The organism is Aeromonas sp. A04 (genome assembly GCF_047780465.1).
Lineage (GTDB): Bacteria > Pseudomonadota > Gammaproteobacteria > Enterobacterales > Aeromonadaceae > Aeromonas > Aeromonas bestiarum.
The window spans coordinates 1,383,700-1,408,271 of record NZ_JBLNHP010000001.1; the positions used below are offsets into that span (position 1 = coordinate 1,383,700).

The following is a 24,572-nucleotide window of genomic DNA, read 5'->3' on the forward strand; positions in this document are numbered from 1 at the left end:
GCCGGATCACATCATGTCTACCATCAACACGCTGACCGAGTTTCTGACCCAGGCCGATACCCAGTTTCAACTGTTCGACATGGGTCGCCAGGTGCGACCGCTGGCGAGCGATACCTTCGTGCGCATCGAGCAGCAGCAAGAACCCTATCCCTGGCCCCTGCAACAGCACGCCTGGCTCGGCGTTCACTTCTTCCAGCCGGCGGAGTCCAGACACTACCTCTGGTTCCTCAAGTTTGCGCTCGATGAGCGCGGTCTGCTCATCGGCAGCGGCCCCAAGCTCTTCATGGATCAGGTGGTCGAGACCCTGGGCTACAAGCTGACCGGCGATCTGGATGAAGAGAAAGCCCAGCGACTGGCCGACAACCCCTACACCTTCCGCCCGGCCGAGGCCAAGATGGCCAGCCTGCATGCCAAGCTGGCCCGCCAGCTGGAACAGGCCCCTTCCGCCTACTACGACGCCCTGTGCCACTATCTGGCGGCACCCGGTGATGAAGGCTGGCAGGCGCTGGGCCTGCAAGGCTTCGCCGACATGGCCGAGCGGCTGCAGGACGAGCGCAATCTGGCGCTGGTGTGCAAGGCGTTGCCAAGGCTGCCCCAGGCGCCGCTCTACGCCCTGTGCCAGAGCCTGGAAAATGTCCCGCTACCACCGGCCGTGCAGGGTGCCCTGTTCGAGCGCATCGGCAAGGAGCAGGAGAGCGCCGAGCCCAACCCGGAAACCCTGGCCTACCTGTGCCGGGCGCTGGCCTCTTGCAACGGCAATGCCATGCGCACCAACAAGCTGCTGACCCTGCTGCAAACCCAGCCGAGCCCGGCCCTGCTGCTCGCCATCGCCGGTCGCCTCTGGCCCGATCTGAAGGAGCCGAGCCTGCTCGGCCTGTTCCTGGAGCAGCTGGCGCTGCAACCGCCCCAGTTCTTCAATCAGGTGTTTGCCGAACTGGTGACCCTGCCGGCCCTGCGCGATGATATGCTGGCCAGATTGCGGGATCCGGCGCGTAGCGATGCGCTCGGTCAGGCCATAGGCCGTCTGTTTGCCGCGGCGTAACATCTGATGGAATAACGGCCGGGTGGCTCGCCACTCGGTCCACACCAGGCCACATCACAAGGAAGGAGCCCTCGATGGGTGAAATGCTCGGTATCTTGCTGCTTATCCTCATCGGCGCTGCCTTCTGGCATCAGCGCCGCCAGGCCGAACTCGCCTGGCAATACATGCGCCGCTACTGCCAGCATCACGATCTGCAACTGCTGTCGCTGGCGCGCAGCCACCGTGCACTGGCCCATCAGCCACTGCGACTGTTGACCTACTACGAGTTTGAATTTTCCAGCGACGGCGAGAGCCACTATCAGGGACAGTTGCGCATGCAGGGGCTGCACATAGTCGGCGTCGATCTGCCACCCCATCGCATGCCATCCCAGTAAGCCAGCCAGCGCGACTCCCGCTGGCCCAAGACCACCTCAGGCCAGCTACCCCGCATCGTGCCCATGCCATCGCAATAGCAAGCCGGCACGGATCCGGGCCTATAATTTTCAGGAATGTCCCCCGGGAGAGATGAGATGGAATTCCTGACCCACGACCTGTCCGCCCTGTTTGCCCAGCTGGGCCTGGCCAACGACGAGCTGAACCTGCACCGCTTCATTCACGAACACAGGCTGGACAATCAGACCCTGCTGCCCGAGGCCGCTTTCTGGACCCAGTCCCAGGCCAACTTCCTGCGCGATGCGCTCTGGGATGATTCGGACTGGTCGGAAGCCATCGATCAGCTGGATGTGCTGCTGCGCCAGACCGATTGAGCCTCCTCCTCTCGCCAGCCCGCTTTCCAGACGAAGGCGGTTTGGTTAAGCTCTGTGCCCCGTCCAGCCCGTATCACCGCCATCCTGCGCAGGAGCCCCATGTCCGCCCAAGAGATCATCCGCATTGCCAACGAACTGGCCGCGAAGGGGATCGCCCCCTCCACCGCCATGGTCAAGGCTCGCCTCAGCCAGCCCGTGCCCATGGCCGAGCTGCTCAAAGTGCTGAGCCAGTGGAAACAGCAACCCCAGCCCACCGAGCCATCCGCAACCACCACGCCTGCGGTTGCCAAGCCCGAGATGGCGGCCGATGCCATCAACCTGCAGCAGTTGAGCGAGCAGCTCAACCGGCTCGAGCAGAAGGTCGATCGCCTGACCGCCCTGCTGCTTCAACGCCAGCCAGACTGAGCCCCCATGTACATTCTCGAACTCAGCTTTGAATGCTATCGCGATACCTCCCTCGGTGAGGCCGAGCGGGCCATAGTCAACTACCTGGACATGCTGCGCTATCAGGGCCAGATCCTTGGCCGGGAGTTTCCCACCAGCATGCAGCAGGGTCAGTTCATCAGCCGGGTGGTCTGCCCCGAGCAAGACAGCCTGCACCCGGACAACCAGAGCGAACAGGTGGCACTGGCTGAACAGCAGCTCAATCAGGCGGGACTGCTCGCGCCAAAACTCCAGCTGCAAGGGGTGGATCTGCTCTCCGACAGCACGGATCCTTGCGGCCACACCGACGAGCGGCCGAGCTGGATGCTGCTCTACACCAGCTTCCTGCACACCTGCTCGCCACTGCGTTGTGGCGACCACTTCGCCCCCATACCGCTCTACCGGCTGCCGGCCATCGCCAACGGCGACCACAAGCAGATCATCAAGTGGCAAGAGGATTGGGAGGCGTGTGATCAGCTGCAGATGAACGGCTCCATCGCCGAACACGCGGCATTGCACGAAATCGGCGAGGTAGGCAGCCGACTGCAACGCCGCGGCAGCGATCTCGGCAAGCGGCTGGAGGCCCTGAGCGGCATTCCTACCTATTACTACCTCTACCGGGTCGGCGGGCTGAGCGCCGCCGAAGAGAAGGCTCGCCCCTGCCCCGGCTGTGGCGGTGAATGGGCGCTAACCGAACCGCTGCACGAGATCTTCGACTTCAAGAAACGTCAGGAGAAAGTGAATAGAATCAGATAGTTACGCTGTGGTTACGTAGCGGACGCATAACAAAAAGCAGTGCCTATGTCAGTTACGATTCTACAACACAGCGATCAGCTTGTCGCCACCCTTGCCAAGCAGCCGGTGTCCACCTTCGGGACCCACTACACCAAAGAAGTCGCCCTCTTCATCGCACGACACCTGAACAAGGCCCAAGGCTGGGCTGCGAGTCTCTACCTGCGGACCATCGCTGAGGGTATCGGTTGCACCACCCGTACAGTCCGTAACTCTCTGCGTCGTCTGGAGGCCATCAGCTTCTTCAAGACCGAGTTTCGGAAACACACCCAGATAGCCAACTGGAATCTGGCCTCTGTGTACCGCATCGGGTCGGCACTCCTAGCCCTTTTCCGTACCCCCAGCACCAAGCGTCCGGCTAAGTCTTCGACTTCTTTTAAACAGAAACAAAGTAACAAGGATCACGCTCCCGTTTCTTCGTCTGTGGATAAGTTCGCCATGTTCGACCGGAAGAGGGTCAACAGGACACCGGAGGAATGGGAAGCCAGCCAGAAGGCCAGCCAAGAACACAACAGGAGCGCCCTTGAGAAGCTGAAGGCTCTGTTCGGGAGGGGGCAGCCATGAAGATCACGTTCGACGTTGAGCGCATACAGGAAGCCCTAGCGAACCCCGAGCAATCCGGACTGAATGACGTGGATTTAGCCCTACTCCCTGCCCTCCTAGAGCTGGCAGGAGGTTCCAATCACTGCGTCATTATCGACGACACACGGGCACCGAAGAAGAAGCGGAAGCCAAGGCCGAGTCGTATCAAGCGGAGTAAGCGGAAATGATGACCGAGCGTAAAACTCTGGTATGCGTGGAGGCTGGGCTGGGGGTTGCTGAAGGGCTGGTATTCCCTGTGCTGGGAGAGAATGGGAGTGTGTGGGAGATACTGCTGGGCGGTGTGTACCGGAAGGTGAACAAGCGGTCTGGCCGTGTGCAGGGCTGGAAGACAGGCCCGAGGTTTGACCTAGTAGGGTGAACAACAACCCTGAGTAAGAGCCTGATTACAAAATAGATTTTCCCAATTGAACCGACATCAATACATAGTTATTTTTAGGCACACGGGTCCATGTGGAGTAGCTAAAATGTACCAACTCAAAGTAATCAAAAAAAACAATGTAGACCAAGAAACCTTCGAGCTAGCCCTTGATACAGCTATTCGCCGCATTGAGAACGAGATAGAAGGCTTTCAGCTACGGGCCATAGTCAAAGGTGACACAGTCACTATTGAGAGTATTGGCCCCAAAGAGCTAATCACAGCAACTCAGGAGGAGTTGATGCGCAAAATTGAGGACTGTTTCTGCTATAGCGGCAGGTTACTCTCTGAAGGTTTTGGCGCCATTGTATGGTTATCATACTGGTCGTAAAGTGGTTTCAAATTCGAGCAAGGTTGTCTTATTGAATTTTTCCAAACTATGGCCTTTCAGCGACCACTTTCTGTCGTCTGATCATCCGCTATTGTTGCACCGCAAGACATGATCAAAGATTTGTCTCCGAGGCAAAACAAGTCACCTGCTCACAATCCATCCCCCCCTCCCAGTAACTGAATGAAGGATTAGGCCATGTCATTGTTTGAACGGTTTTTTAAAGGAAAATCAGATTTGGCAACCACGACAGAGCAGCCAGCACAGACGACGAAGACTAGCATTCCGGTAGTAAAGGTTGATCCCTCTCAGGTTACAGAAGCAGTCAAGGCTGACTTATGGCAAGCCATCTCCCAGACTGTGGACATCCCTGAGGAATCAGCAAAGCTCGCTTATGAGGTTGCATTACGGACAGCAGTGACTCGTGACCTTTTTGAAATGACAGAGGCTTTGATAAGTTTGGGGATACAAAAGCAGCGGGCGACATGGCTTAGTTTGTGGTTGGCTAATAGAGCTAGTGCACTGATGACTCGCGACAAGCGAATCGAGCTTGGGATTACGGAAGCCATTTGGCAGTATTCTGGCGCACCATGTAGGGCTAGAAGCTCGACTGACGAAGAGTCCAAATGCAGAGATGAAGCCCATCGTCTTGCTGACGGGCAGAAGTATAAAATTGCTGATGGGCTCAACCTGAACGGAAAAAACACTTGGCCGGGCTATGAACCCGACTGCAAATGCGTATCGAAGTCAGTTCTTCCTTTCTGAATACGAACAAACATCTGTGGTTGCAGCGATAGTGTTTGTGCTGAAGCATAACGACACCGGAGAACCATGTAGCACGCGCCTTGGTAAATTCTGGAAAATCTGAAGGGCCTCTTCTGCATTAAAGGGCCCCTGAGTTCCCCCTGTAGGGGGTCCATTCGTCAACCATTCGACCACCCTGTCTCCTCTTTGTCTTACTATCAGATCTATTTGTACACAACCATACAGATCAAGATTTCAAGCAGGGTACGGTCAGAGGTACTAATTCTAAAATGGCATGTCATTCCCCCACATCTCCAGTCTATTTTGTTGCTCCCTAGCTTTCTTCTGAGCCTGGTTCTTCGTTTCCAACGACTTGATAAATCTAATGGAGCTAGCAACATGGTTGAAGATCAGCAGGCTTTCCTCGTAGTTTAAAATTGGATTATCGTGTGCAAGGCTTTTGTTATTTCGGACATCGTTGAATGCTTCTAAGACAGAAATACTAGATTTCAGAATGCGTTCAGTCATGGTGGACTCAAGGTGTCCCCCCTCACGTAATGCCTTCACATACTCACCAAAAACACTGTGCAACGGCTTTTCACGAGTTATGGTTATGCCATGCGGTTCACAAGAGATACGGATGAACTTGTTTACAAAGGTATGTAAACGGTCAAGCCCCCCCTCTGGTTGATTCTTCTCAATAGCATCACGGACATGTTCCGCGACAACTTCAAAATCACGTTCATCCGAAATTGCTGTAAGGGCATCAATTTCAGCAACGGGCTGATCCATGAGGAGCCTTTGTGCAATTTTACGGCAATCATCAATGAGTAGCGGAGAACTGTCGCCAAAGCTATCTGTATCAGAGCCGTGTTCAATCATTCCAGTAATAGACCGCCCAACAGAATAATTGCTATCTATTTGCCAAAAAGTGCGCAACCGATTTGCTTTTGATGTCCCCTTAGCTTTGTATTGTGGTGCGTCAATCTCTACGCGGTACTCATCAAAAAACTCACCGAATGTACGGTCAGAAAAATCAAGGACGAACCCTCCTCCCATACCAAAGAGCTTTTCTAATTTTCTGCGCTCGCTACCGCTCAGATCGGACATCAAAACAACTCCTCGTCTTGTAGAATGGTGATCTTACAGGGCCGATACTAAGCAGCCGCCGACTTTCTTACCTTCGTTTGAGCCACGGTGGTTATGGTACGCACGGCAGTAATCAATTGTATCCCCTCGTGTTCCCACCATGTACTGGTCTCTTATTCCTGCACGGTTGAACACCTTCCTGATTTCTGCCTCTACGTCCTCTCGGGTGCCATGAATTTGCACGACACGATGGGTATTCCCTGATTGTCGATAGAAGGTGAGCTGGAAAGAAGTAACCCCATCAAATCGAGACCAAGCATCGTCGGCATCAACCACTTGAGTTTCGACTTTAGAGGATGAAAAGGCCCACCCTAGCAGAGCAATTAGCAGTCCCCCACCAAGGGCTATCAAGGTATTCGCGGCTTGATCCATGTGGGTTCTCAGTCTGATCTGGACAAAATTGCATCTTACCCAATAGGGACCCTTCGGTAAATTCTGGAAAAAATCTGAATGTCCTCTTCAGTGATTAAGCGCCCGCGATTTCCCCCCGTCCCCCCCACAAGAACCAGCCATTAGACAGCCCTCCCGTCCTCTTTCTCTCACCGTCCAAGCGCCAGCCTGTCCCTCCTTGTCCCAGCCCCAAACCATCCTATTGCTAACATACAAGCGAGCACCTGCGCCTTCCTATTGCCTCCTGCTGTCTCTCTCTGCCTCTTTGTCCCTTTGAGGTATACCCTAATGGACTTCTTTCACATGAGGGTATTGACTGTCTCATTTCTGTTTCATAATCTAAGTCCCATCGGATTAAGACCTTAATGTGACAGCGTGACACCGACAAGGACTCACGTTGAAGCAATAGGAAGAAGATGAAGGAGATTTCCGCATGAATGACTTGGTTATCAGGCTTCGCCGATTCAAGGACAGGAAGTCACTGGATAGAGTCGCCCCAAGGATGCTTGATAAGGCTGCTGCTACGGGCTTCCAAGAGGAACTGAAGGTCATCGCTGCGATTGACCACCGGCAAGCAGAGATAGCTGCTGGAAAGCATTACGACGCGGGGAAAGTCCCTATGACAGCTTGGGCATTGGTGGATTGAGTAGGAGAGAGTGATGGGACAGGTTATCGGTTATGCGCGAGTGTCATCTGTCGGTCAGTCGCTGGATGTTCAACTGGATAAGCTGACAAAAGCCGGTTGTGAGCGTGTGTACCAAGAGAAGGCATCAGGGACCAGCACAGATGGCCGTGAGCAACTAGCCGAACTCCTGCGGTATGTCCGAGAGGGGGACGATGTGGTGATCACCAAGCTGGACCGTCTGGGCCGTTCTCTCGCTGACCTGCTGGACATTACGGAACAACTGGAAGCCAAGGGTGTGACCCTGCGTGTACTGGACCAGAACCTAGAAACGACGACAGCCCAAGGGAAGCTGATGTTCACCATGCTGGGCGCCTTTGCTGAGTTCGAGACGGCTCTACGCAAGGAGCGTCAGATGGAAGGGATTGCCAAGGCCAAGGCTGCGGGGAAGTATACCGGCAGGCCGAAGAGTATCGACGAGGATGCAATCAAGGCGACCCTGCTGGAAGGCGGCAAGTCTCTGCGGGAAATCGCTGCGCTTCATGGAGTCAGCCGAGCGACTGTCCATCGCCTATCAACAAAGATGCGAGAGGATGGAGAGCTGAGTTGATCGAGTGTGTCTATCGGTTGAGCCTGGGACCATCGAAAGGACCGATCACTGGGTCTGTCCCAAAGTACATTAGAGAAAGCTAATTTACCCTGACCAATAGAAAGAACTGATCGAGTGACCCACTTTGATCGAATCTTTCAATCGACCCCCGAGGCTGTTCACTGCGACACCTTGGGGGTTTTTCGTTTGGAGGACTCGACGATGGCCCGTGTGTCTCTTGCCGTCTCCCTCTGGTCCCTTCTCCTTGCCTCCCTTCTCCCTTCCATCCTTGTCCCTGCTGTCTTCAGGCTTTCTCTGTGGATCTCTGAGATCGTGCAGGGGTGAGCCTGTGGGGTTGCATAGGGGAAGGCGTAAGGTGAGCACAGAGGTCGTCTGAGGGGCTATCTGGAGGGGAGCAGAGGGGGACTGTGGGGCTGACTCTGGGCTTGTTCGTCTGAGTGCCCCTGTTTGTTGTCCCGAGGTCAATCCCGAGGTCAATCCCGAGGCCAGCATTCCCGAGGTCCATCCCGACGATAACCAACGGAACACATACCGATTACATCCGGCATACAACCACCAGTTAAAATCTCTAAGACACCCAAAGTCAACAGAGGATTATCTCGCAAAGACACCGTCTTTCAGCAGACAATAAACCCTGACCATTGAATGAAATGAAAGACCGGTCCCCTCTCTCTCCTTCCCTCCGCCCGTCCCTAAGACTATCTATAAGACATCTATTAGATACCCTAGATACTATCTCTCTATACTCTACTTACTATAGGTATCTTTAAGACTACCCAAGGTCTACCCAAGGACGCCTCAATGGCTGTCCTGTTGTCGCTTCTTCAGGTCTACCTTGCTTGCTTCTCCCTAGCTACTCAATACCTACAGACTACCCAAGGTCTACCCAACGACTCCTTCAGGATGGCCTACGGGCTGTCCTGTTGTCGCTTCCTCCAGGCTTCCCCAGGACTTCCCACTGACCATCCCCAGGACAACCGAGTGATAACTTCAGGACAGATAGCTAGTAAGGATGATCAAGTGAGAGTATCCGTTGGTTGAACATAGTGAGTTCCTTATGAAGCTCAATGGGATGACCTTATGCAAAATGTCCCAAGGGCAAATTGCATAACCTAGCGACTGACCTTGGGACTGGTCGAAAATGGCCCGAGGGCAAATCCGACCACCACCCAACGACTGACCCGAGGGCTGGTCGAAAATCCGGAATCCGGTAATCCGACCACCTCCCCAGCGACTGACCTTGGGACTGTCCAAAAATGGCCCGAGGGCAAATCTGGACACCTCCCAGCGACTGACCTTGGGGCTGGTAAATAATCCCGAATTGGGGAAACTTACCACCCAGAGTCTGACCTTGGGACTGGAGAAAAATGCCCTTGAGGCAAAAATCTCCACCCAGCGTCTGGCCCGAGGATGACCCGAGGATCACCTGCTGCAAAATGTCTCAAGGACAAAATGCAGCACCCAGCGTCTGACCTTGGGACTGTCCGAAAATGCCCCGAGGGCAAATCCGGCCACCTCCCAGCGTCTCCCTCCGCTCTCCCCTTCATCGCCTATCAACATTGTCCATCCAAGCAAGGGCAGGAGAGGGAGTTATCTATAGGTAATCTGTGGGTACTTATCCTGTGGCCCCTATGCACAGGGAAATCTGGAAGGAGGGGTAACGAAACGGGACGCCCCCTTTTAGTGACCCCCGAGGTCCATCTGGAGGGGGGGCTCAAAATCCGGAATCCGGAAAATGTGTCCCCCGAGGTCCATCTGGAGGTGGTCCCAAACGTCGAGCCCACTTTTGGGTCCACCCGAGGGGGTCACCAAATGCTGATACGACATTTGGACACCCCCGAGGAGTGTCTTGAGGTTGTGCGAAACGCCCTAACGGCTTTTAGCACCACCCCGAGGTCCGCCTTGGTGAATGACGAAAATGGGACTGACCCAAATCCGTCAGTAGCCCGAGGTCTGTCTTGGTGAGCGACGAAAATGCCCTTGGGGCAAATCCGGCGTAGTCCCGAGGTCCATCCTTGCGATACGCCGAAAATGGGACTGACCCAAATCCGGCGTAGTCCCGAGGCCCATCCTTGCGTTTCCGGAAATGCCCTTGCGGCAAAAACGGAAAAGGTCCCGAGGTCCCTCCTTCAGGTTCCGGAAAATGGGACCGCCCCAAAAACCGGAAGAGGTCCCGAGGACGACCTGAAGCCGCCTTGGGAGAAATGCCCTTGAGGCAAAAATCCCAACCCCGAGGTCTCCCCCAGCCCTCTCTGTACAACTGAAGGAGAAGCGGGACGCCGCGATTATGGAGCTGCATAACGAAGGAAAGAGCTTCCGTGAGATCGACAAGGCGCTTGGCTTGGGCAATGACACTGCACGTAAGTTTATTACCACCAATAGCCTGCCGAAAAATGCCCTCGGGGCAAAAATCGGCACCCCCGAGTCTTCCACCTCCGCCGTCCCGATGGCATCCACTGAAGACCGCTCCGAGACCCGCGAGGACGCCCGTTCCTGAAGACGCACCACTTAGAAAAATGCCCTTGGGACAAATTTCTAAGTCAGACCCGAGGACGACCTGAAGACGCACTGGGTAAAAATCCTGAATCAGGAAAATTACCCACCCCCGAGGTCAGTCCCTCTGTTGTCCCGAGGATGACCCTGCGTCCCCTTACCGAAAATGGCCCGAGGACAAATCCGGTAGCCCCATGTGACCCTGAGCGGACTAGCGGAATCCGCAAAACCGCTCACCCCATCTGCCTGAGCGAAAATCCCAAATTGGGGAATCCGCGCCCCCCTGCGTCCACTTACCGAAAATCGGGAATCCCGAAAATTGGTAACTCCCCACTGCGTCTACCTGCGCGGAAATGGTCTCGCCCCAAATCTGCGCATCCTCCCCTGCGTCTACCTGCGGAAAAATGCGGATTCCGCAAAATGCCGCACCCCTGCGTCTACCTGACAGAAAATGCGGAATCCGCTAAATCTGTCGCCCATGCGTCTACCTTCGCAAAAATGTTAGCGTAACAAATCTGCGCACCTCCCCTTTCTCCCTGCCCATAGCGATACACCTATCAACTCACAAGGAGCCGCTATGACTGCAATCTCTATCACCACCGTACATCCTGAAGTCGTTAAGGAACGCCTGCGGGTGATCTCCCACCTTACTACCACTGAGCCGGAGAAGTACCTGAAGAACCGCTGGGAGCTGAATCGTGAAGCTGTCAGGGGGTTTATGGGTCTGACACCTGCCGAGTTCGACGCAACGATGGAAGAGGTGGACCGCGAGGTCGAGGCCAAGCGTAACGCTGTGTAAAACTGCGGATTCCGCCAAATTACACACCCGACGACAGACCCGAGGATGTCCTGAAGCTCTGAGTAAAAATGCCCTAGGGGCAAAATTACTCACCCGACGCCAGACCCGAGGACGCCCTGAAGTTCTGTGTAAATCCGCCAGACTGGCAAAACTACACACCTAGCGTCAGACCCGAGGACGTCCTTGCGCACTTAGTAAAAATGGGCTCGCCCCCAAATTACTAACCCAGCGTCCCCCTGCCCGAAAATCGGGATTCCCCAAAATCGGGCACCCTCTCGCCTCCCTCCGGATTTCCCTGACCTAAGAACGTATGAGGACGCTCCAAAGCGCGTAACTCAAGGACCAGCCCGTGGGGAAACCTGCGGGCTCCCTTTTTCTACGTCCTGACTCCCTTTCCCTCTTTCTCTTTGGCCGAAGGGCCATCCACCTATCAACAAGGAAAAACAACTATGTCTGCTTACGGCACTTTCCCGACTTTTCAAAACGTAACCCATGTAGGTCAGAACAACGGTCAAGGCGATACCCGAGCCCTCTTTATGAAGCTGTTCGCTGGTGAAGTCCTGACGATGTTCCGCAATCAGTGCGTCTCCTTGGACACCACCCGAGTGATGACCCTGAAGGATGGTAAAGCCTACGATTTCCCGATGATCGGCATGAGCCACAATGCGAAGTACCACAAGCCCGGCGAGCTGATCCGTGCGGGTGGCATTAAGAACGCCAAGCGTACAGTAACCGTCGATGACGTCGCTGTAGCTGCTGTGTTCGTGGCAGAACAAGACGAAGACCTGAGCAGCTTCGAGGTTCGCTCTCACTATGCCCGTGAGCTGGCCTATGAGCTGTCAAACATGATCGACAAGAACGTCTTCCGGACCATCGCCAACGCTGCCTTCATTACCAACAAGGAGCTGGCTATCGCTCGCTTCGGTGAGAACGGCGTACTGGATGACGAGACGTTCACCAATAACATTACCCTGCGTGACACCAATGGGGCAGGACAGCCGATGACCCGTGGTCAGCAAATCGTGGACGCCATCTACCGCGCCCGTACCGAGTTCCGCAAGGCAAGCGTCCCAGGCATCCCTGTGTGTGTCCTGAAGCCGGACGACTTCGAGGCCCTGACCAATGCGGCTGCTGGTATCGACAACATGGCGTGGCTGGATAACCGTTTCTTGGGCCAGACTGGCGAGGACAAGTCCAATGGTAACGCTGATACTGGCCTTCGTGTCGCCGGTATAAAGATCTACGAGTCCAACAACCTGCCGGACCAAGACGAAAGCGAGGGACTGATCGACTCACCGGAACCCCTGAGCGTGGAAGAAGGTGGCTCTGGCCGTACCGCTGCGTACCGTGGGAACTTCTCCAAGCTGCTTGGCTTGGTCTACACGAAGGACTGCGTGGCTACCGTGAAGGTCCGTGACATTGCGACCAAGTGGGTCCCCGAGCCCCTGCGCGTCGGTAACACCGTGCTGGCTAAGATGTTCGTCGGTCACAACATCCTGCGTCCGGCCTGTGCGGTCGCTCTGCTGGAAGCGTAAGGGGATTTCCCTGACCAAAGGATGAAGAGAGGTTTCCGGTCAGGGTCCTCTCTTCCTCTGGTGATTTGCATAGCTAACGGTCATGGTTGCGATTCCTTAGACCCCCATGCGTAGTTCCTGTGGTTAACACGGGGGCTGCCCTTGGGGGTTCTTCTTTGAATAACTTTGCTCTGACCTATTACTTCCCAACTACAAGGAGATTTTATGTCTACTCAAACTCAACACCCGAGCTTGCAACGAAAGAAACCCCAAGCCCGCACCACTGCAATCCTGTGGGAAGATGTTATCCCCAAGGCTGACGCTCTGACCCTCCATTTCTCCAAGCAAGCAGGCTTTGCCCTGACTCGCACCCAGATGCTCAACGCACTGATTAACCGCGAGTTCGACAAGCTGCGCTCTCAAGGTGAACTGGCTGTGGAGGTGCAGTGATGGACTACCAGACAGCTGACTACGGCTTCAGCGTGGAGACCTGCGACCTGCCCTCCTACTCCAGCGGCGTGAACGACCAAGGGGAAGCCCTCTATGAACTGGATGGGATCGAAATGACCAAGGCACAGGCCGAGGACTTCAAGGACTACTTCTTCGACGACGAGGACGATCACTCGCTTTCCCAAGGCAACGACACCGAGTCCCTACCTGACGCCATTCTTTCAGGGTTGAACGCTGTGAATGACGCGCTGGGAGGCGGTGGAGTCGCTGAGTTCTACGCTGACGAGCTGCTGGGTCTAGGCGAAAGCCGAATGGACTCTGTGGTCTCTTCTTCCGGTATGAGTCGGGAGGAAATCCAGTCCCATGCAACAGCGGTAATGATCGACATGGCCGCACAGGTAGGAATGCCCAGCGACTACCTGATGAACGAGCTTCAGAACGACATCAACCGCGTCCGCTCGCTTAACTCCCAGTCTGGCTTGAAGCTGCTGCGAGAGGCTATCGCTGACGGTATCGCTGGGGAATACGACTCCGCGATGACCAAATGGGATCGCCTGCGTCGCGCCCTGCAATCCATCAAATAGCCCACTTTCTCTAACCCCTAGTTACCCCATACCACAACCATCCGGAAAGCCTCTGCGGCCTTCTGGAGGGGCCACTGTGCCCGTCTCAACACACACATAAGGAAACCGACATGAACAAAATCACCATTGCTGACCTGTCCGAAGAACTGCTGGACGTAATCAACGGCCAACGCGCTGTTATCAACAAACTGGCTGAACTGGCTGGCCTGTCTTCTGGTCAAGTCCGAGTGCTCCAGATGGAAGCCTCCCAGCGTCACCAACGGGCCAAGGCTGCTGAAGCGAAGGCCAAGGCCAACCGTGAAGCCTACGAAGAGGATCACCAACAGATGGCCGCTTGGGTCTACGCCACCCGCTTCGACTTCACCAATGCGAAAGAGTGGAACAAAGCAGCGGCGACTGAATGGCTGGTTATCTGCGAACGCAACGGCTCCGAGCATGGCCGTGATCACACCTTTAAGTACCACGAGCCGACCCAAGACGAACTGCTGGAAGCCCTGAAGGATCTGGAGCGGTGGAGTCGTGCGACTGAAGAACACAACAAGGACCGCCGCGAACATGCCCAGCGGACCCTTCCGAAGGTCAAGGCCAAACTGGCTGCCCTGCTGACCGCCTAAAGCAACCCACGGGGGAGGCCCAGCGTCTCCCCTGCTCTACCCAAGGAACCTATCCACATGACCGCTAATGAAACCTTTCTTGTCCATCCCAGCGACTTCGTGAAGCGCCTCCAAGCCTTCGCCACTCTGACCCTTGGCCGCCGTCCCTCTACTGGTCAGGTGCAGAACGCAATCAACCGATACGTCATGCAATCCAACGGGACAGACCGAGAGTCGATGCTTGCGCTTGCCCGTGAGCTGTTCCCGACAACCGAACAGGAGGCCGCCTGATGATCACCATTGAGGACTGGAGCCACATACGCAAAGCCAAAGTCCGCCATGCCCTCTTCTGCGTGGCCTATCGGAGACTCCTAGGGGACAGCTTCGCGGCAGCCTGCCGGACTACAGCAAAGCGTCTGAACTGCAATGAAGGCCGTCTGCGTCTTCTCGCAAGGCACTACATCAAGACCACGGGAGACAACACCAAATGACCCAACCGTACACCTACACACTCGCCACTGATGGCGCTTGCAACACCAACCACACCAAAGCGTCAGTCCGTGTGGCTGGCTGGGGCTTCCTTGCCGTCCGTAGCGATGGCCGCAAAGTTGAACGCTGCGGCTACTGCGTGGGCGCTGGGGAGTCCAACCAGACCGGAGAACTGGAAGCAGTCATTCAAGGGCTGTCACTCCTTAAACCTGGCTCTGTCGTCGAGGTCCTGACGGACTCCGCCTATGTGATCAATGGGGCTACCCAGTGGTTAGCCGGATGGAAGGCGAAGGGATGGAAGAAGGCAGACAACAAGCCAGTCCAGAACAAGGACCGCTGGGAACAGTTGGATAACCTGCTGAACACCCGCCAAGTGACCTTCAAGAAAGTGAAGGGACACAGCGGCCACCCGATGAACGAACGAGCGGATCAACTGGCAGTAGCCGGAATGAATCGCGCTGGAATGTAAGACCGATCAACACACTCAACTATTGGCGCTCCTACGTGAAATTTCCGGAAGAGTCTGGGGGATTGACCCCGAGATTTCACGCAGCGATGCCTCCCCAAGGTCACTTCTCCCTGACCTAAGCAATACATCCGGTCATTCCCCGACCGTCAATCACTCAATCAATCGCATCTTTATGTCGTGCCTCTTCTGCTGCTTCAGCTTGCCTATGGGTTAAGCGATTGGGGGCTTGCTGAAGGGGGAACGGCATGAGAGGCATAACATAAGGAACCCATTTATGAAGATCACTTTCAACGGTAACACCTATCCGATCCGCAAGAACGCCGAGGGCCTGTACTCACTGACCGACATTGAGAAAGCATGGCTGGCGGAAGGCAACACTGGCGGCCAACTTCGCCACTGGAAAGACAACCCTGAAGTTGTCGCTATGATTCAATGTTCCGAAATTCGGATAATTTCCAAACGAGGACGTAATGGTGAAACTTGGGGCTGTAAACGTGCGGCCATCCTCTACGCCACCTACTGCTCCCGAGAGTTCCAGCTTGCCGTCATTGACGCTTTCATTGCGCTGACCGAAGGCGACACCATGCAGGCCGCTGCTATCGCTGAGTCTGTCGCGGTGTCCCCTGAACTGCTGGAGAAGCACGACGTCACCCGCAAGGCCATGAACGATGCAATCAAGGCCAAGGGGATCGACATGTGCGGGAAAGCCTACGGCAACTTCTACCGGCTGGCCTGCAAGGCTGCCACTGGGTATGTCCCATCTGTCCTGACTGGCAAGAATGGGTCAGCCAAGGAGTACATCAAGCAGGTATCCAACGCCCCCTGTATGAACGCTCTGATCGCTTGCATGGAGACGATCACAAGGGGTCTGAAGGTAGGGCTGGATTATCACAAGGTCGCCGCCATGCTCAACGTGGGTACATCACAGAATGAGAGGTATCTTTGCAAGGAGTGAGTACATTGTTGAGCATAAATTCCACAAGGTGGAATTGACCAGCTCGACGTAATGCGTAATAATTTTAATCAGGTAAAGAGCCTTTACTAAGTGACTTTACCTATGGACCCATCCCTAGAGGAAACGACTGGTCACATGCAAACTGTACATAGCGACAAAAAGGCAAGCAACAACGTGCCTTTCAACTATGATCTTGAGCGTATGAAACGCCAAGTATCTTCTCCTACTGTCAAGCTCCCAAAAGCGCTGACAAATCCTGATGACATACTCCGTTGGATGTTGGCACAATAAGCCACCTTTAATAACCAACGGAGACAAATAGTTACGACTTACTACAAGTACCCTGATGGTCCCCTAGATGTGGGCTTCGGGGGCTTGTTTCTTCAACAGTTCAAGCACTTTCCTGAGCAAGACCAGGCAGCAATAAAAGCTTTCATTGCGCACCTCAGAACTCAGGGATTCAATGAGCTGCAAGGGAGGAACAAGCCTTCTTGGGATGTAGACCCCAAAGACGATGACTTTAAGAACAAGGTCACGTTCGCGCGGGAAAACAATCTACATCACTACCACATAGGTGTTCCCACTTACGAGCCTTCTGGTAATGGACTCACGTCCCGCTACTTCGTCCACTACAGTCTTTTGGAAACAGAAGAAGGATGGATGGTGAAGATTGTTGACTACGGTGAGCATCCCTTCACATTGCCAAAGCCGCAGTATCTTGCGTAAAGGATGTATTCAAGGCGCCTCCCCCGATGGGTTAATTTGGGGGAAGTGCCTTCTATGTATGCTTTCAACCAAACGACAAAGCCCCCTTGGAGGACTTCAGGACTACCTGATGTTCACCGAGGGGGCTTTTTTTTCGAGGTGGTTACTTGTTGAACAACTTGAGGAACTGGGACATGTAGTCAGACGCAAGCATGGTCTCGACGGCTTCAAGGTACTGGTGCGGTGCCAGTCCTGACGAATAGAGGCCGTAGGACAGGGACTCCCCGCGCTTGTGCTTATGGCCGAGGATGACAGCCACAATCCGTTCCTCCGTATGCACCTGTTCGTAAGCGGTAGCGGTCATGTGCCGGAAGGAGTGGAAGCCCTTCACCCTGTCACGCTTCCCTGTGGCCTTCAGCTTGAGCCTGCCGAACTTCTGCGACCAGTGCTCTGCGAGCCTCTTATTCCATGCTCCAGACATGACACAGCCCTTCAGGGACGCCCACAAGTGCTCTGGGAGGGGGATGGGCCGCTTGGCTGCCTTCGTCTTACCCTCAAAGATTTGAACGACGTGGACGCCTTCACAGATGATGAAGTTGGCCTCTGTGAGTTCAACGAGTTCGCTGATGCGGCATCCGGTGATCAAGCCGTAGCGCATAAGCTCCAACTCTTCCGGACTGGCGTGGGAAATGAGCGACTTGACCTCTTCCACGGTGAACTCTTCATAGCTGGTGCCGTCGCCCTGCCGATCAATCTTCGTGCCTTTGAAGGGACTAGCGCCATCCACATGCTCATTCAACCAGACCCAGTGCCACATCTTCTCAAGGGCCACAATGTAGCTCCTGCGTGTGCTGTCGCTCAACGATGCGCTGAGGCTGGTGATCCATCGTGTGACCTGTCGGTTAGTCAGCTCCTTCAAGGGTATGTCCTTCCCACCAAGGGCCTGCACAAGGCTCGCTGTGGCATTCTTGATGCGACTTAGCGTTACCCTATCGGCTTTCCCTTCGTGCGCCTTGGTGAACTCCCATGCGGCATCCTTGAGGGTGATAGCGTACTTGTCAGCGACTTCAGGCTGGTCGTGGATGGCAGCAAGGAAAGCGTCTGCTTTCACGTAGTCTCCCCGTGCAATCTCTGCGTCAACATTGAAGGCTGACTCCAGAGCGTCCACGGCGTTAGTCAGCTCCCTGTCGTCGAGATAGACGCTGCGGCTGTCCAACGCTATGCGAGCTTGCCTAGCCTCATTGTAAGCAGCCAGGAATGCGCGACGGCTTGCGTGTGTGGATGACGCTGCGGCCATCTCACGGAATTGTCCAACGAGTAAATCCCGCATCTTCCGCGCTTCGTGGACGTCCCGAGTCTTCAGCGATTTGCTGTAGATGGCCTTGCCCCTGAAGAGGGGATCATTGCGTAGCCCTTTGGGTACGTTCCAGTGAATGTGCCAGATGTTTCCCCGTAGCAGGAGGCTGTTGTTGAGGGGTGATTTCTTGGTGGTCATAGTGTGTTTTCCTAGCAGTTTGTGTTAACCTGTAGGTCAGGATTAACGTCAGTCCGCATAACAAAACTCACTGCTAACTACATGTTTCGTAAGGAAATTAAGACCTTACAGACCATTCACTGAGATCTTCGACTTCAAGTGTGATCCCTGCCGGCTGGTCTCCAACCTCTCCTGGGACTTCAAGGATTAGGGGCCACGCCAGCCGTGATAAAGGGACAATGAAAAAGAGCCTTGCCAAGCGGCAAGGCTCTTTTCGTTCGGGTTTGTACAAGGCCCCTTATTGCGGCAACGTCTCCAGCCGCGCAAGAAACTCGGGCAGGGAGGGCGCCAGCGCCAGACGGCGACCCGAGTCGAGCCACTCGAGCCATACCTGACCACTCTCGTTATCAAGGGAAATAAGCGTCATCTCGTTGCGGGTGGTGGCGATGAAGATAGATGGCGCACGCTTCAACTTGCGCAGCATCAGCAGGTGGCCGATGAGGTTCTCCCTCAGCAGGTCCAGATCCGCCTCGTTCCACGGCAGGATCAACTCAAGGCGCAACCCCTTGTAGGAACAAGGGATGGGACGGCTGAACCAGTGGCCAAACAGGGCAAGGGCAGCGGGATGCAGCACCAGCTCCAGCGCATCGGCCATGGCCGTGAAGTCTGCGGGTTCACTGCGCTGCTGCGGACGCCAGGCGACCCGTCCCTCTCTGGGCTCATCCAGCTCGCAAGGGGAGCGCCAGTCAGCCTCCCATTCACACAGGGGCAATCCCCGCCTTGCCTCGCCATCACGCTGCCAGCGTAAAAAAAAGTGTTCCAGGGCAGACAAGACTTGATCCGACATCGAAATTCCCCACAATTGCTGCCAAAGTCCGCTATTGCACCATCAAAGCCGTGAGCAGACAAGGTGAAGCGCGAGACGTCGCCACTGGGCGGCTATCCTCCCGCGACGCCGACCTGGGGCAAGGGCCCCAGCCGCTGCCAGCGCAATGGCCCATTCAACGTCCGGATCATCAAACACATGAGCAAACAAGAGAGATACGCAGGTGCCAGCGCCTTGCAGGGGCTGAGCCTGGGCCAGCAGTCCGCCTACATCAGCCAGTACAGCCCGGCCCTGCTGCAACCGGTACCGCGCAGCCTGAACCGCGACGACCTCGGCCTGACCGGCACGCTGCCGTTCCAGGGTTGTGACATCTGGACCCTGTACGAGCTCTCCTGGCTCAATGCCAAAGGCAAGCCCATGGTGGCCGTCGGCGAGGTTTCAGTCCCGGCGACCAGCGCGAACCTCATCGAATCCAAGTCGTTCAAGCTCTACCTCAACTCCTTCAACCAGACCCGTTGCGACTCGCTGGAAGCGGTACGGACGCTGCTGGTCAAGGATCTGAGTGCCTGCGCCGGCAGCGATGTGAGCGTCACTCTGTTCCCGCTGACCCAGGCGCCCCACCACATTGCGACCCTGCCGGGGGAGTGCATCGACGAGCAAGACATAGAGGTGGACTGCTACGAGTTCAATGCCGAGCTGCTGCAGGGGGCAGCGAGCAACGAGGAGGTGGAAGAGACACTGCACAGCCACCTGCTCAAGTCCAACTGTCTGGTGACCAGCCAGCCGGACTGGGGATCCGTGGTGATCCACTATCGCGGCCCGCGCCTTGATCGGGAAAAACTGCTGCGCTACCTCATCTCGTTTCGCCAGCACAACGAGTTCCACGAACAGTGCATCGAGCGGATCTTCACCGATCTCAAGCACTTCTGTCGCCCGAGCCAGCTGACCGTCTATGCCCGCTATACCCGCCGTGGCGGACTGGATATCAACCCGTTCCGCAGCGACTGGGAAGTTCCCCCCGCCAACCTGCGCCTTATCCGCCAGTAAACTCAGGGGCAGTTGACTGGAAGGAGCCTGGATACCGAGCCCCTCCTCTATCCTGCCAGTAAACGTCGAACGCGGCAGACAGGAAGGGCTTGAATACCAGGCCCCTTCCCCTGTCACTGCCAGTCAACGCTGGACGCGGCTGACAACAAGGGGCTTGGATACCAGACCCCTTCCTCCATCCCCGCCAGTAAACGCTGGACGGGCAGGGGGGGGCTTGGATAACATGCCCACACCCCTGTGCTGTCCTTAATCCAATGAATCAACTGTTTTTTCTGGCAATGATGATGTCCTCCCTGTCTGCTCCTGATCTGGATCTGGCCAAGGAGCAGTTGTCTATCGATCTGCAGCAGGCCCAGACCCTGGTGCTCACCGATCCCGCCAGATGTGTCCAGATCACCTCGGCCTTCCTGACACGCACAGCCAATAATCCCAAGCAAGTCATCAGCAATCGCCAGGAGTACGGCTATCGCGAGCCATTGCTGAGCTATGGTACGGCCGCCCAGGCCACAGGTGCTCACCTGCTCAAGGGGGAGTGTCTGCTGCAACTGGGCCAGTTCCAGGCGGCACAGAAGTCGCTCGATCAGGGCATCGCCATGGCCGCCAAGGAGCAGCAACTGGAGTTGCAGGCTCACGGCCTCTATCTCAAGATCCGCAGCCAGAATCTGCAGGATCACTCCCATGGCGCCAGCGCCGGCCTGCTCGGCCAGCTGGAGACCCTGCTCAGCAATCCCAGCCTCAAAGAGAGCCAGCTGCAGGTCTACAGCCGCTTGCTGCGCACCAACGCCAGCATAGAGGCGCACCAGTTCGACGAGGCCAAACGCCAGCTGGCCGAGGCTAGGCGCTGGGCGAACAAGACCAAGGAGCCGCTGGCCAGTGCCTGGGTCAGCGCGGTGAGCGGCGATCTCTACCATGCCCTCAGGCAGCCCCAGCTCTCGCTAGGTGACTATATCGACGCCCAGCAACAGGCCAGGGGACTGCAGGATCCCCTCTTCCTCGGGCTGCTGTCGAACCAGATAGTGAACCTCTATCAGGCGGAGCAGGAGCCACAGAAGGCGCTGCAATACGCCAATGAGGCCGCCAACTACTTTCATGCCCTCGGCAACCCCTCCCTGCTCAGCGATGCGCTGATCGTGCTCGCCCGCCTCAACCGGGATCAGGGCGAGATGAACATGGCGCTGGTCTACTTCTTCAATGCGCTGGACCTGCTGGACGAGGGCAACAATCGCACTCGCATCGCCAATCTCAAGTACGAGATAGGCAAGACCTATCTGCAAACCGGCAACCTGACCCTGGCCCGCAACTACCTCACAGCGGCCCGCCAGTCCCACGAGCTGGGCGACGACAAGGAGCCGCTGATCGACACCCTGCTGCTGCTGGGTGAGCTGCACCTCAAGCAGAAGGAGGGTGGCATCGCCATCCTGCAGTTGGAAAATGCGCTGGCGCTGGCCAACCAGATCGGCGATGCCCAGCGCCAGTTCGAGATCTTCCGGCTGCTCTCTGTGGCCTACGAACAGAAGGGCTACCTCAAGCAGGCGCTGGACAGCTACAAGAATTTCCACCAGCGCAGCGAGCAGGTGCGCCAGCAGCAGGTCGATCTGGAGCAGGAGGCGATCCGCGACAACTATGTCCAGGTGGAGCGGGAACAGCAGATCAAGGAGCTGGAACAACAGCTCGATACCAGCCGGCACCAGCAGGATCGCTACCTCTGGTCGAGCGTCATCACGGGCCTGCTGCTGACCCTGTTCATCTATCTGTTCTTCACCCTCTGGCTCAAGCTCAGGGTCGCCCGCCTGCAAGGCAAGCAGCTGGGTGAAGCCATCTTGATCGAGCCGCGTACCGGCCTTGCCAACTGGCAGCGGCTGATGAGCCGCTGGCCGCGCGAAATGGCCAGACGCCAGCAAAAATCAGAGCGCTGGTATCTGAGCGAGCTGCCCACCAGCGAATTTGACGACAAGCTGCACTATCTGCTGTTTCGGGTGCCCTTCCTGGTCAACAGCCTGGAGCAGCACGGCTATCAGGTGAGCCGCGAGATAGAGCAGGCCTTTGGCAGCTATGTCAACGGGCTGACGCCGCAGGATGGGCGCATCTACGATCTGCGTGAAGGCCACCTGCTCTACGTGGTGCCCCAGCGCCATGTGGAAGACCTGCACCGGCTGGCCCAGGATCTGCTCGCGGCCTTTGCCGCCTTCCCCTGCCAGCACCCGCTGGATCGCCACATCAGCCTCGGCATCGTCAGCCACCCCTTCCTGCCCAAGGCGGCGACCGCCCTCGATCACCACGGCCTGTTCGATCTCTGTTATCTGGCACTGGCCGGAGCCATTCAGCTCAGTGAAAAACACCAGCAAAGTGTCTGGCTGGAGCTGGCCGCCATCGATTGCCAACAGGCCGCGTTTTTTAATGGGGATGTGTGGCAATGCTGCTTGATGGCAATTGACAAGGGACTGGTAAAAGTAAATTCTTCTCATGAAAAGCAATGGGTTAATTGGCTTCGACTTTCACGGACGAAAGCGCCGGATGACCAATGACGATATAGATAATCAACTGGGTCTGGAACTGGGTTCGACCGCCGTTGCTATCCAACACAAAAACGATAATGACAACAGGGCGACCTGAATAATGAATGATATCGCTGCCGTAGCAGGACAATTGGCCAGACTCAGGGAATCCCTTCAGCAAAAGCAGCTGGAGCTCGACGGCATCGTCTCTTTCTCCGACACCGAGCGCGCCCGCAGCATCCAGTTCATCGGCAAGTTGATGCAGGCCTGTCGCGGCCATGATCGCGAGCTGGACAACAAGCTCGCCAAGCTCAAGCAAAAACTCGATGGCAATCCGCCGCTCTCCGCCCTCGACGCCGATCTCGCCGTCATCGAAAAGCTGTTGCAGCAGCACGGCAACGCGCTGGAAGAGTCCATCACCCTGACCAAGTCCGCCATCGACCTTGGCTCCAAGCAGCTCAAGTCCATCAAGGGCTTCCCGGAGGATACCCGCAAGTCCCTCAAGGAGTTTCTGGCGAGCCCGGATGGCTATGGCATAGGCGATCATCAGAAGAAGGTGATCCGGCTGCTGGAGTTCTACCAGCAGGCCATCAAGATCCAGCTGCTGCCGACCCAGCCCCTGCTGGCGCAGGCCCCCCTTGCCAGCACGCCGGCCGTGGCCATAGCCGAGCTCTCGTCCCCCGAGCCAACCGTCCCGTTTGATGCCAAGACCCACGCCCACATAGCCGACGAGTTGCAGCGGCTCATCACCGAGCTGGACTTTGCCGGTGCCGTCGGCGAGAGCCTGGCGGATATCCGTCGCCAGCTGCTGGGTGGCATCACGCCGCCGCTGCTGGCCGAGATCTGCCTGCAGATCATCGAGCTCATCATAGAGGGCACCCGCGAGGAGCGAAAATCCTCCCAGGCCTTCCTCAGCACTCTCAACGAGAGCCTCTCGGCTGTGCATTTCAGCTTCACCGAATCCCTCGACGAGGGGCGCGCCCTGCAAAGCGCCACCCAGGATACCCGTCAGGCCATCGACAAGGAGCTGAAGGCCATCGATCATACCCTGGCCAGCCACGACTCCCTCGATGAGCTCAAGGGCGCCATCTCGGGCCACATGGGCGCCATCAACCTGCTGTTGCAGGACAGGGAAGCCATGGCCGCCCGCGAGCGCCACCTGCTCACCCGCCTCTCCACCATGGAGGCCAAGCTGCGGCTGATGAAGGAGGAGACCGCCGAATACAAGAAGCGGCTCACCATCCAGAAGCACAAGCTGTTCCTCGACAGCCTGACCCAGGTGCACAACCGGGCGGCCCTCGACGAGCGGCTCGAACTCGAATACAAGCGCTGGTTGCGCTACAGCACGCCGCTGTGCCTGGCCATCATCGACATAGATCACTTCAAGAACATCAACGACAACTACGGCCACATGGCCGGTGACAAGGCGTTGAAGGTGGTTGCCAAGGCGCTGCAGGGGGCTCTGCGTGACACCGACTTCATCGCCCGCTTCGGTGGTGAGGAGTTCGTGGTGCTGCTGCCGAACATCAACCCGGACAAGTACCAGAAGCCGCTGGAGACCCTGCGCCAGACCATCAAGAGCATTCCGTTCCGCTTTCGCGATGCCAGGGTCGAGATCACCATCTCCATCGGTGCCACCCTGTTCCGGGAAGGGGATCACACCACGGATGCGTTCGAGCGGGCCGACAAGGCGCTCTACAGCTCCAAGAACTCGGGCCGGGATCAGGTCAATCTGGCCTGATGCCAGGCTAAAAAAGCAGCAAACGCACTTCTCCCCTATTCCCCTGCCCCACCGCTTACATCTACTATCAAATT

General features: G+C 56.4%; 27 protein-coding genes and 1 pseudogene. 24 read left to right on the plus strand and 4 right to left on the minus strand.

Going from position 1 to position 24,572, the window contains the following annotated elements:
* The first annotated feature begins 13 nt into the window (after positions 1-13).
* The 8 genes from ACM3N8_RS06215 to ACM3N8_RS06250 all read left to right on the plus strand — a co-directional run bounded on the left by ACM3N8_RS06215 (position 14) and on the right by ACM3N8_RS06250 (position 5,114).
* Complete coding sequence (locus tag ACM3N8_RS06215; protein ID WP_043134469.1) at positions 14-1,042, plus strand: DUF3549 family protein; 1,029 nt, start codon at positions 14-16, stop codon at positions 1,040-1,042.
* Between the two features lie 74 nt (positions 1,043-1,116).
* Positions 1,117-1,416: a DUF3301 domain-containing protein gene (locus ACM3N8_RS06220; RefSeq protein ID WP_043134468.1), complete on the plus strand. Its 300-nt coding sequence runs from the start codon at positions 1,117-1,119 to the stop codon at positions 1,414-1,416.
* A 135-nt stretch (positions 1,417-1,551) separates the two neighbouring features.
* Positions 1,552-1,788, plus strand: coding sequence for a DUF2789 domain-containing protein (locus tag ACM3N8_RS06225; RefSeq protein WP_043134467.1), 237 nt, complete (start codon positions 1,552-1,554; stop codon positions 1,786-1,788).
* A 99-nt stretch (positions 1,789-1,887) separates the two neighbouring features.
* The gene (locus ACM3N8_RS06230; protein ID WP_290017339.1) at positions 1,888-2,193 is read left to right on the plus strand and encodes a hypothetical protein; all 306 of its coding nucleotides are present in this window, start codon (positions 1,888-1,890) and stop codon (positions 2,191-2,193) included.
* Positions 2,194-2,199: 6 nt separating this feature from the next.
* Positions 2,200-2,967 (plus strand): Zn-ribbon-containing protein, encoded by a 768-nt coding sequence (locus ACM3N8_RS06235; protein ID WP_416015696.1) that lies wholly within the window; start codon positions 2,200-2,202, stop codon positions 2,965-2,967.
* Between the two features lie 45 nt (positions 2,968-3,012).
* A complete protein-coding gene (locus tag ACM3N8_RS06240) occupies positions 3,013-3,567 on the plus strand; it encodes a hypothetical protein (RefSeq protein ID WP_416015698.1) in 555 nt (184 codons plus the stop codon).
* Positions 3,568-4,070: 503 nt separating this feature from the next.
* On the plus strand, positions 4,071-4,352 hold the full coding sequence (locus ACM3N8_RS06245) for a hypothetical protein (RefSeq protein ID WP_323884235.1): 282 nt from the start codon (positions 4,071-4,073) through the stop codon (positions 4,350-4,352).
* Positions 4,353-4,547: 195 nt separating this feature from the next.
* On the plus strand, positions 4,548-5,114 hold the full coding sequence (locus ACM3N8_RS06250; RefSeq protein WP_323884237.1) for a hypothetical protein: 567 nt from the start codon (positions 4,548-4,550) through the stop codon (positions 5,112-5,114).
* A 264-nt stretch (positions 5,115-5,378) separates the two neighbouring features.
* Here the strand turns inward: ACM3N8_RS06250 and ACM3N8_RS06255 are convergent, their stop codons facing one another.
* Both ACM3N8_RS06255 and ACM3N8_RS06260 read right to left on the minus strand, forming a co-directional pair.
* Positions 5,379-6,203 carry an abortive infection family protein gene (locus ACM3N8_RS06255; protein ID WP_416015699.1) on the minus strand — a complete coding sequence of 275 codons (825 nt, stop codon included), beginning with the start codon at positions 6,201-6,203 and terminating at the stop codon, positions 5,379-5,381.
* A gap of 33 nt (positions 6,204-6,236) precedes the next feature.
* Positions 6,237-6,614, minus strand: a complete 378-nt coding sequence (locus tag ACM3N8_RS06260) for a hypothetical protein (protein WP_416015701.1) — start codon at positions 6,612-6,614, stop codon at positions 6,237-6,239.
* Positions 6,615-7,065: 451 nt separating this feature from the next.
* Here ACM3N8_RS06260 and ACM3N8_RS06265 point away from each other — a divergent pair, with 451 nt between their 5' ends.
* From ACM3N8_RS06265 to ACM3N8_RS06320, 12 genes are all read left to right on the plus strand, one after another.
* Positions 7,066-7,278 carry an Hha/YmoA family nucleoid-associated regulatory protein gene (locus ACM3N8_RS06265; protein ID WP_024941646.1) on the plus strand — a complete coding sequence of 71 codons (213 nt, stop codon included), beginning with the start codon at positions 7,066-7,068 and terminating at the stop codon, positions 7,276-7,278.
* A gap of 13 nt (positions 7,279-7,291) precedes the next feature.
* Positions 7,292-7,864, plus strand: coding sequence for a recombinase family protein (locus ACM3N8_RS06270; RefSeq protein ID WP_416015703.1), 573 nt, complete (start codon positions 7,292-7,294; stop codon positions 7,862-7,864).
* A 2,287-nt stretch (positions 7,865-10,151) separates the two neighbouring features.
* Positions 10,152-10,361 carry a helix-turn-helix domain-containing protein gene (locus tag ACM3N8_RS06275; RefSeq protein ID WP_416015705.1) on the plus strand — a complete coding sequence of 70 codons (210 nt, stop codon included), beginning with the start codon at positions 10,152-10,154 and terminating at the stop codon, positions 10,359-10,361.
* Between the two features lie 573 nt (positions 10,362-10,934).
* Complete coding sequence (locus ACM3N8_RS06280) at positions 10,935-11,156, plus strand: hypothetical protein (protein WP_128835991.1); 222 nt, start codon at positions 10,935-10,937, stop codon at positions 11,154-11,156.
* 449 nt (positions 11,157-11,605) lie between these two features.
* On the plus strand, positions 11,606-12,691 hold the full coding sequence (locus ACM3N8_RS06285; RefSeq protein ID WP_416015707.1) for a capsid protein: 1,086 nt from the start codon (positions 11,606-11,608) through the stop codon (positions 12,689-12,691).
* A gap of 204 nt (positions 12,692-12,895) precedes the next feature.
* Positions 12,896-13,120 (plus strand): hypothetical protein, encoded by a 225-nt coding sequence (locus tag ACM3N8_RS06290; protein WP_106843038.1) that lies wholly within the window; start codon positions 12,896-12,898, stop codon positions 13,118-13,120.
* Complete coding sequence (locus ACM3N8_RS06295; protein ID WP_201892371.1) at positions 13,120-13,704, plus strand: hypothetical protein; 585 nt, start codon at positions 13,120-13,122, stop codon at positions 13,702-13,704. Before ACM3N8_RS06290 ends, ACM3N8_RS06295 begins: the two co-directional genes overlap by 1 nt.
* Before the next feature lie 110 nt (positions 13,705-13,814).
* Entirely contained in the window at positions 13,815-14,318 is a 504-nt protein-coding gene (locus tag ACM3N8_RS06300) for a hypothetical protein (protein WP_416015709.1), read from the plus strand.
* Positions 14,319-14,375: 57 nt separating this feature from the next.
* Positions 14,376-14,588 carry a hypothetical protein gene (locus ACM3N8_RS06305; protein ID WP_064338570.1) on the plus strand — a complete coding sequence of 71 codons (213 nt, stop codon included), beginning with the start codon at positions 14,376-14,378 and terminating at the stop codon, positions 14,586-14,588.
* The gene (locus ACM3N8_RS06310) at positions 14,588-14,788 is read left to right on the plus strand and encodes a hypothetical protein (RefSeq protein ID WP_290021020.1); all 201 of its coding nucleotides are present in this window, start codon (positions 14,588-14,590) and stop codon (positions 14,786-14,788) included. The genes ACM3N8_RS06305 and ACM3N8_RS06310 overlap by 1 nt, the downstream gene beginning before the upstream one ends.
* Positions 14,785-15,255, plus strand: coding sequence for a ribonuclease H family protein (locus ACM3N8_RS06315; protein WP_024945727.1), 471 nt, complete (start codon positions 14,785-14,787; stop codon positions 15,253-15,255). The genes ACM3N8_RS06310 and ACM3N8_RS06315 overlap by 4 nt, the downstream gene beginning before the upstream one ends.
* 274 nt (positions 15,256-15,529) lie before the next feature.
* A complete protein-coding gene (locus tag ACM3N8_RS06320) occupies positions 15,530-16,210 on the plus strand; it encodes a KilA-N domain-containing protein (protein WP_416015712.1) in 681 nt (226 codons plus the stop codon).
* Positions 16,211-17,078: 868 nt separating this feature from the next.
* On the opposite strand, the gene ACM3N8_RS06325 is transcribed toward ACM3N8_RS06320, so the two are convergent.
* The gene (locus ACM3N8_RS06325; protein ID WP_043162992.1) at positions 17,079-18,410 is read right to left on the minus strand and encodes a tyrosine-type recombinase/integrase; all 1,332 of its coding nucleotides are present in this window, start codon (positions 18,408-18,410) and stop codon (positions 17,079-17,081) included.
* A gap of 112 nt (positions 18,411-18,522) precedes the next feature.
* Here ACM3N8_RS06325 and ACM3N8_RS06330 point away from each other — a divergent pair.
* Positions 18,523-18,600 (plus strand): annotated as a pseudogene (locus tag ACM3N8_RS06330) (DUF2310 family Zn-ribbon-containing protein); the annotation flags it as partial.
* Between the two features lie 87 nt (positions 18,601-18,687).
* Here the strand turns inward: ACM3N8_RS06330 and syd are convergent.
* A complete protein-coding gene (gene syd / locus ACM3N8_RS06335) occupies positions 18,688-19,236 on the minus strand; it encodes a SecY-interacting protein (RefSeq protein ID WP_098984771.1) in 549 nt (182 codons plus the stop codon).
* Between the two features lie 177 nt (positions 19,237-19,413).
* Here syd and queF point away from each other — a divergent pair, with 177 nt between their 5' ends.
* The 3 genes from queF (at position 19,414) to ACM3N8_RS06350 (ending at position 24,498) form a co-directional block, all read left to right on the plus strand.
* Positions 19,414-20,262, plus strand: coding sequence for an NADPH-dependent 7-cyano-7-deazaguanine reductase QueF (queF, locus tag ACM3N8_RS06340; RefSeq protein WP_290017340.1), 849 nt, complete (start codon positions 19,414-19,416; stop codon positions 20,260-20,262).
* A 254-nt stretch (positions 20,263-20,516) separates the two neighbouring features.
* Positions 20,517-22,787, plus strand: a complete 2,271-nt coding sequence (locus tag ACM3N8_RS06345) for a hypothetical protein (RefSeq protein WP_416015714.1) — start codon at positions 20,517-20,519, stop codon at positions 22,785-22,787.
* A 91-nt stretch (positions 22,788-22,878) separates the two neighbouring features.
* Positions 22,879-24,498, plus strand: coding sequence for a diguanylate cyclase (locus ACM3N8_RS06350; protein WP_416015716.1), 1,620 nt, complete (start codon positions 22,879-22,881; stop codon positions 24,496-24,498).
* Positions 24,499-24,572 lie beyond the last annotated feature (74 nt).